This is a genomic window from Methylomonas koyamae, assembly GCF_001644025.1.
Classification (GTDB): domain Bacteria; phylum Pseudomonadota; class Gammaproteobacteria; order Methylococcales; family Methylomonadaceae; genus Methylomonas; species Methylomonas koyamae_A.
In genome coordinates this window covers 24785-32203 of sequence record NZ_LUUK01000181.1, presented here as the reverse complement: position 1 = coordinate 32203, position 7419 = coordinate 24785, and the positions used below count along the sequence as shown (strand labels likewise).

The window sequence follows — 7419 nt, the reverse complement described above, 5'->3', positions numbered from 1 at the left end:
AAGTCCGACAGGCTCCTAGGTTGATAAGTTCCTCAACAAGTTTTAGCAAATGTAAACATCCTGTATATCAGAGCAAGATTCTAAAAAAGATAGAGCGTACCATCCAAAAATCTGGTAATCAGTTGGCTGAGCTACGTGGCACATCCATTGATATAGGTACCTGTATGGAGCCGGTAATTTTGTTAGTCGCGGGCTTGTCGGTTGTGGGGGATGCTTGCGGCTTTACGTCAATAATTTCCACTTTTATAGGCGCCGTGAATAAGAAGTTTTTATTATCAGGTTTGATAGGGATTTTGAAGGAAATCGGCGAGCCTTCGGCGACTGTTGCCACAATTCGAATTTTATTATCATCCGGGGCACTAGAAACTTTAAATGAATCGGTGCTTTGCGGTACGACTTCTATCTTAGAAGTATCTAATTGCTTTAAGTTGCTTCCAAGAATTAGTATTTCGCTATTATCTGCTGTTATGCTGCTTCCAGTGCGGGTTAATCGTATTTTGTTTGGTATGACTTCCGTGATATAAGGCTGGGGCTTTGGCTTTGCGTCTTCTTGGGGTGTTGGAAATAAAATCTCTGATGGTATATCTTGAATGCTTATGCTGGCTAAAGGCCATTTCTGAGTCCAAAATTTACTGGTGAGGAAGTTATTGCTACGGGACAGTATCGCCATCTCTCCCTTAAGTTCATTACATTTTTCATTGTCTTTGTTTTCCTTACAGAAATCGTTCGCCTTATTTTGCAAGTTTTTGTAGTCATCCTGAAATTTTATGTATTTTTTATTTAATTCGTATAATATGTTCATCTGATCCGATGATTTGTCTTTGCTAAAGAAGTAATAGCCTGGATCAAAAAAGAAATTGCCAATTGTTCCCCAAAATCCGTAACTGTCTGCTCTTCGCCAATCGAAGTTTTGTTTCATTGCTAGATGTGGCTCCATTATTTTCCATTTATCAGGACCTGAACCTTGTTGCTTACAAGAGTTTTCTCCGTCAGGGTCTTTATCGACACATTTCTTGATCCGGAGATTCAAGTCATTCTGATCAAGGCCGATTAACAGCAATACCGGAAAGGATTGAGGCTGCAAAAGATTAGCGCTTTTTTCATTCTCTCCTTGCACATCCAGTCCCACAAATTGCGGTGCAATTTGATAGCCGAATTGACCACCATTAATACTATAAGAATTGACAATAGTATTCACCGTTCGTGTTCTGCTATCGTTTTGATTGCTTCGTACAAATTGTTCGAATATACTGGCCTGTCCTTCCAGGTTCATTTCTTTTAAAATACCGGCAAGAGCTAAGGAAAACTCCATAACATTACGCTCTGAATTGCTCAGATCCAGTGTTTGGCTGGCCGTCAACGGAGAAACAGCAGCAATTAGTGGATGAGGCCAATGATCTTCATTTTCTGACAAAATGTATTCATTTGGAAAGTATTCGAGAGTCGTTGAGGTATTGCAGTTATCAATATATTGTTTTGCATTTTTAGTATTTGCACCTTCTGAACCCGTTGATTCTGTTTTTTTAGAGTCTTGCGGCGCCTTATCTTCCACAATATTCCATGTGCTTTTGACCATTTTTCGTACGTCACAAGGAACCTGATTTTGATTAATAAACTGCTGTTTTGCCTGATAACTCGCGGGCGTATACTCAATTTTCATTTCGGCTGATAATCGGGCGAAAAACCCCTCTCGCGTCCGCCAGCCGGGATTGACAGAGACCATTGAGGATGCAATAAGTAATACCTTGCCTTTGAATTGGTTTGCCATTGCAGGATCGCCAAGAATGCGGTAGGCGGTTTCGACTGCTTTGTCGCCAGCCGCGATATGTAGCGCATCGCGATTGCTGATGGATAATTGAAGATCGCTCGGCAACAGCGTTCCAGGCGCCTTAACCAAGGTACTGTCTTTTAATGTCGCTTTAGCTTCATCTGCAAATTTGGGGTCTTTGGGATCAACCGGCGTTGTCGCATCTCGACCGGGTGCCGTTGCTGAAACTGGTTTTAGATTGGTTAAACAATCGTCCCAGGCTTTTAATTTAGTTTCTTTTTTATCAGGGTCGCTTTCATCTATATATTGGGCTTTTCTTTCATCGCAAATCGCCATTTTTTTGATTTTGTATTGATCTAGTGCCGACTCTGAGCTTTGGTGTTGCTGTAAATCCGTCTGGAATTGCTGGCCGATCATGGAGTTATTTTTGACTTGCAATGAACCAGCGATGACATTTGCCATCATCAACATATGCGCGGCACCGCCTTGAGATATTTTTTTGGCTTCTTCCAAATACTCTTTACTGTCTTTCTTTAAATCGAAGTTGTTACTACTTTGACTTTTACCTAAAATCGGATAAGACATGACCACCTCGCCGAATTCATCATTCATACTACGCAGGTTGTCGAGTGCTTCGGCAGCGCTGTCAAGATGCTCTTTGATTTCATCGATGGAGGATTCAGGTCGACCTATTGAAGTAGATGTTAATAGAAATGCAGAAAGTGCAAACTTAAAAAGATGTCGGATGCTCATGAGTTTTCTTAATATTTTAAGGCGTTCGGATAAACTTAAGGTAATATTTATTTAGAATTGGTTGTCGGACTTTGTTGGTCGAAAGCTCGCTGTTAAACTGTGTTTTTAAATTCATCCTGGAAATTATTTTATTTTTGTACTTCAAAATTTTTGTTAATATCGGTTCAATAAATTCGATCATCTATCATGAGGTCGTGGCGTCATTTGAGTTTATTTGCGCTTTGATAAATATATTGAGAACTAGGACATACGGATTTTCACTCCAAAATGTCTCATCAAGCCACTTGTTTTCCGTACTAGTACAAATGTACTGGGTCTATTGCGGGCTGTCCGGGGTTACAATCCTCTAATCAGGCTTGCCACGGGGATGAAGACTGTGAATATTTTGTTGATCGACGACCACTTTTGCGCGCGCGAAGGGGTGGCGTGTTTGTTGAAGCAGATTTATCCGGACGTGCAAGTGTTCGAGGCGGAGAGTTTCGCGGCCGGCCTGGCCATTGCCAACGCCCAGCCGTTGAATTTGGTGTTGTTGGATTTGCAACTGCCGGATTGCAGCGGTTTGGAAGGCTTGGCTAAGTTGAAGGCGGATTTTCCGGAGCTGTGCGTGGTGATGTTTTCCGGAGTCGGCGATCGGGATTTGGTGTTTCAGGCTTTGAAGGCGGGGGCGATGGGCTTCGTGGTCAAGACGATTTCCCGGCAGGGGTTTGTCGAAGCCTTGCGCGATTTGTTGTCGGGCCGGGTGTTTTTGCCGGCGACGGTGACCGGCGAGGTGCCGGCCGGCGATGTGCAAACGGCCAACGGCCTGGCGACGGTGACCGATCCGGCCAGTCTGGGTTTGACGCCGCGCGAGTTCGATATTTTGCGCTGGATCGCGCGCGGTTACAGCAATAAGCAAATCGCGTTGCAATTGGCGATTCAGGAGCAAACCGTCCGCAACCACCTGCGGCCGATTTTTTTGAAGTTCGGCGTGACTCGGCGCACCGAGTTGCTGGTCAAGCTGTTTGTGCGAGGGATTGTGTTTGGTAAGCCGGGAGTGGGCAATAGTTAGACCGATCCGGCGCCTCGCCCATCGTGCGCAGCATCGCGTCCATCAGCGTCTTGGGACTGGCCGGTTTGCGTAACAAGCCGGTACGGGCCGGCCACAGTGCCTTGTCTTGCTCGGAGATGCCGTCGGCCGAGAGCACCAGAACCGGCACCGGGCCGCAGTCGGCGTGGACGGCGGCGATGATGTCGTGGGCAGTTTCGTGTTGTTTCAAGTAAAAGTCGGTAATTAACAAATCCGGAATCGCCAGATTGTCGGCCAGTGTCATGTGGGTGTCGGCCAACGACAAGGCGGTTTGCACTTCACAACCCCAACTTTGCAACTGGCAGGCCAGGCCGTCCAGGGCTTTGGCGTCGTCGTCCACGATCAAGACGTAGCGGCCGCTGAAGTCGCCGGTGACGGCCGGCTCGCCGGTGTTGGCGTCTTGTTGGTGCGCGATCGGTAGATAGACTTGAAAGTCGCTGCCCCGGCCTGGGCGCGAATCAAGGTTCATCGTGTGGTTGGGCAAGTGTTGCAGCATCGTTGACGCATAGTACAAGCCGATGCCCAGGCCCGGCGTCGTGGCGTCGGTTTCGCGTCCGAGTTTACCGCGCACCGCGTCTTCGAAGATCTTGTCGCGCAGTTCGGCCGGGATTCCGGCGCCGCTGTCGCGGATGTGCAGTTTTAGCCGGCCGGCGCCGATGTTGACCGCCGCCACGCTGATCCAGCCCGAGCGGGTGTATTTGATGGCGTTGTCGATCAGATTGCCGACGATTTGCGCCAAGATGCTGGGATCGGTATGTACGTTGTAAGGCGGTTTGCGGCGCAAGCGGACCTTTAGGCGCAGGCCGCGCGCGGCGGTTTGCGGGGCGAATTGGGTTTCCAGACTCGCCAGAAAAACATTGATATCGACGTTGGCGAGTTGCGGGATTTGCTTGCCGTTTTCGACGTTGGCGATCTGAAAGATATGGTTGATGGTGCGGCTCAGTTCGTCGATGGCCAAACCCATGCGGTTGGCCAGCGGTTTTAAATGTGCCTGAGTCGGCTCGCCGCAGGCGGTTTCCATCACCGAGGCGTAACAATTCAAGGCTTGTAGAGGTTGGCGCAAGTTGTGGCCGATTTGTGCCAGGAAGCGCGCCTTGTCGTCGGCGTTTTGCTGGGCATTGCGTTTTTCCCGGAAGGATTTGCGGGCGTAGGCTTCAAGTTGGCAACGGGTGCAGATGCCGAACAGGTTGACGATGGTCAGATTAATCATCGACGAGATCAGGTCCGCCGCGCCGACACCTAAGGCATGGCCGGCCAACGGCATCGCGATCGACGTGGCCCAGCCGAAGCCGATCGTCGCGCGCAAGGACATGAACATTTGTCCGTAACTAAAAAAGTACATCGGCAGTAAACAGGGCCAGGTCGATGGGTAATCGGCCGCTTTGCCGTCGATGATGAACAGGATAAGCAAATTCGCGGCCGACAGGCCGGCGCTCCATTTAGCGATGGTATTAATCTGGCGGACGGCATCCCCATGAGTTTGCAAATATGCGAACAAGCCGACCAGTACCGCGATGATGGGCATTCGCGGCAGGGCATTGCCGATCGAGTCGGCGCCAGTGTGTAAATCCAGCAGGATGTAGGCCAGGAAGGCGCCGGCACCGAGTAATAACGCCCATTTCAGAGGAGCCAGCAATACTTGGTAACGTTCCCGCCAAAACGCCTGTTCGGACGCGGCGTCGAATTTGGGAATCGCGAATAAATGACCGGGACTTATAGCGTCGCAACAGGCTTTGAAGACCGCGGAAAAATCGGGTTTGGCCGGCGCTCTGAAAAAAGCGAGGTTGGCTAGATTGGAGTAAGGACTGAAGTTTTGCATGCCGCGATATCCGAGTGCTCGGCGGCATTTGCTGACGAATGAGGAAGCCGGCTAGCCGCGCTGATTGTTATTTTTCATGCGAGCGGCATTGTCCCTAGTCCGGACGGATTTGGCAATTGTGAAAATCTAACAGGGAAACTATAGCATTCCTCGGCTACACTTAACGGCTGCCGTTTAGAACGCGACGCCAATATCGCCGGTAAACTCGGTGTGTGCTGATGGACGAGGGGACGCGCGCGGATCGTGGTTGCCGAAACGTGCCTCGGGTGGGCGACAACGACTTTCTCACCCCCGCAAAAAACCTAACGTAACGGCTCAACGTTACTCTCGTTAAACAAACCTCACCGCCCGCAATCGCGGCTGAAGCCGCTCCGACAGTCGCCGAAGCGTTTTACCGAGCCCAAGCGCCGAATGTGGATTGAATTTTCAAAGGTGCCTGTCAGAGCGGCTCGTACCGCTCCAACACTACCAATTTTCTACAGCACGTCGGCGGCCGTCAAAAATTACAGCGGCCGAACTTGCCGCGTCAGCCGGCGTTTTCCTCGGCGGCCTTGGCAAGTTTCTTCAGTACGCTTTTGCCTATCTTAGCCACGAAGTCTTCCGGATTGTCGTATTGCTGTTGTTGCACGAATTCGACAATGGATTTGACCAGTTTCTTGGTGTCCGCGATTTCCTGGTGCGAACGGCCGCAGCCTTGGCAATGGCTGCCGTCGCTGGTGCATTGGTCGATACAAGGGCTGTATTTCATGGTCTGTCCTGTTCAAAGAGTGAAGGTTGGTGAATCGAGTTCCGGGATTAGGGTGCTTTGACGGCGCTCGGGGTCGCGTCCGTGGCGGTTATCGAGCACGCGTTCATACGAACAAAGGCGGCCCCCGAACGCTCGCAAGCAAGGCGTCCCCCGAAATCCGGTGTGGAAGCGCTGTCGATCGCGGCTAAAGTCGCTCCGATGCGGTTGACGTTCATTGGCTGGGCGGAGGCAAGCGTTTCATGATCGTTAGGGTGTTAACGCGCGTCGGCTTACGGTGTATGCAAAGTGACCGGCCAACTGACGATGTGCGCCAAGCCGCCTTGAATTTCCAAGTGGGCTAGGATAGCGCCAACCCGCTCGGGGCGGTCGTAAAACTCGACCACCAGCGGCAGGTCCAGCGCCAGATCGGCCAGTGCGGCGGTGCGGATTTCCCGGTCGGCGCCAAAGCCGGCGATGCCGCGCAGCACCGTGACGCCGCGCACGCGTTCGTCGCGTAAAGTATCCAACAACCGGGCCAGCAGATGCTCGCCCTCGCGCAGATAAATCCGCGCCAACGTTACGGTTTCCATTGCCATAGCCAATTCCCCAAGCGCGAACCCAACCAGACCGTCGCGACGCCGAGCATCGCATTGACGACAAACAAACTCAACAAGCCCTGGAACTCCAGGCGAATCTCAGGCAATCCCAACGTCAGCCTCAGCGTCGAGACCACGGTCAATAGCCCTAGCAGCACGACGTAAATAGAGGCTCGCCATTCGGCCGAATATGCGCCCCTTTGCAACAACCATTCGGTGGCGGCGGCGATCAGCAAGGCCAACAAAAGCGCCAGCGCCATTTCGCCGTAGCGCAGACCGTGGCCGAGCCAGGGGTATAAGGTGTCGGCGAACAAGGTGCGGCCCCAAATCAGTCCCACCCAGCAGGCCACCAGGCATAACACCGTGCTCAATAAAATATTTAGGAAAGCCTTCAGTAAACTGCCGGCCTCGAACAGGTACAGCGTTTCGATGGCGAAGGTCGAAAACGTGGTGTAGGCGCCGAGGAATCCGACTAGGATGGCGGCCCGCCATTCCACCGCCAGCGCAAAACGTTGCAGCATCAATTCGGTCAGAAACCCCATCAAAAACGAGCCGGACACGTTGATGAACAAGGTGCCGTGCGGAAAGCCGCGACCGAGCAGCGCGTAGATTGCGTTCGCCAGTAAAAACCGGCTGACCGCGCCGATCGATCCGCCCAGGGCAATGGCCAGGATTTGCTGCATCGCCGCG

The 7419-nt window shown here is 51.4% G+C and carries 6 protein-coding genes; 1 reads left to right on the top strand and 5 read right to left on the bottom strand.

The annotated features are described in order from the left end of the window. Positions 1-118: 118 nt before the first annotated feature. On the bottom strand, positions 119-2521 hold the full coding sequence (locus A1355_RS15900) for a hypothetical protein (protein WP_064029909.1): 2403 nt from the start codon (positions 2519-2521) through the stop codon (positions 119-121). 367 nt (positions 2522-2888) lie between these two features. On the opposite strand from A1355_RS15900, the gene A1355_RS15895 reads away from it, so the two are divergent. Continuing rightward, positions 2889-3569 (top strand): response regulator, encoded by a 681-nt coding sequence (locus A1355_RS15895; RefSeq protein ID WP_082885581.1) that lies wholly within the window; start codon positions 2889-2891, stop codon positions 3567-3569. Here the strand turns inward: A1355_RS15895 and A1355_RS15890 are convergent. The 4 genes from A1355_RS15890 to crcB all read right to left on the bottom strand — a co-directional run bounded on the left by A1355_RS15890 (position 3514) and on the right by crcB (position 7412). Then, positions 3514-5406, bottom strand: coding sequence for a hybrid sensor histidine kinase/response regulator (locus A1355_RS15890; protein ID WP_064029907.1), 1893 nt, complete (start codon positions 5404-5406; stop codon positions 3514-3516). The two genes, A1355_RS15895 and A1355_RS15890, sit on opposite strands and share 56 nt — an antisense overlap. A gap of 526 nt (positions 5407-5932) precedes the next feature. Further along, positions 5933-6154: a DUF1289 domain-containing protein gene (locus A1355_RS15885; protein ID WP_064029905.1), complete on the bottom strand. Its 222-nt coding sequence runs from the start codon at positions 6152-6154 to the stop codon at positions 5933-5935. 269 nt (positions 6155-6423) lie between these two features. Beyond that, positions 6424-6723: a DUF190 domain-containing protein gene (locus A1355_RS15880; protein WP_231883690.1), complete on the bottom strand. Its 300-nt coding sequence runs from the start codon at positions 6721-6723 to the stop codon at positions 6424-6426. Further along, a complete protein-coding gene (gene crcB / locus A1355_RS26495; RefSeq protein WP_064029902.1) occupies positions 6711-7412 on the bottom strand; it encodes a fluoride efflux transporter CrcB in 702 nt (233 codons plus the stop codon). Before crcB ends, A1355_RS15880 begins: the two co-directional genes overlap by 13 nt. Positions 7413-7419 lie beyond the last annotated feature (7 nt).

Bases quoted from the DNA above. Each gene is read 5' to 3' on its own strand.
- A1355_RS15900 (WP_064029909.1), bottom strand. From the start codon at position 2,521: ATGAGCATCCGACATCTTTTTAAGTTTGCACTTTCTGCATTTCTATTA.
- A1355_RS15885 (WP_064029905.1), bottom strand. From the start codon at position 6,154: ATGAAATACAGCCCTTGTATCGACCAATGCACCAGCGACGGCAGCCAT.
- A1355_RS15880 (WP_231883690.1), bottom strand. From the start codon at position 6,723: ATGGAAACCGTAACGTTGGCGCGGATTTATCTGCGCGAGGGCGAGCAT.
- crcB (WP_064029902.1), bottom strand. From the start codon at position 7,412: ATGCAGCAAATCCTGGCCATTGCCCTGGGCGGATCGATCGGCGCGGTC.
- A1355_RS15895 (WP_082885581.1), top strand. From the start codon at position 2,889: ATGAAGACTGTGAATATTTTGTTGATCGACGACCACTTTTGCGCGCGC.
- A1355_RS15890 (WP_064029907.1), bottom strand. From the start codon at position 5,406: ATGCAAAACTTCAGTCCTTACTCCAATCTAGCCAACCTCGCTTTTTTC.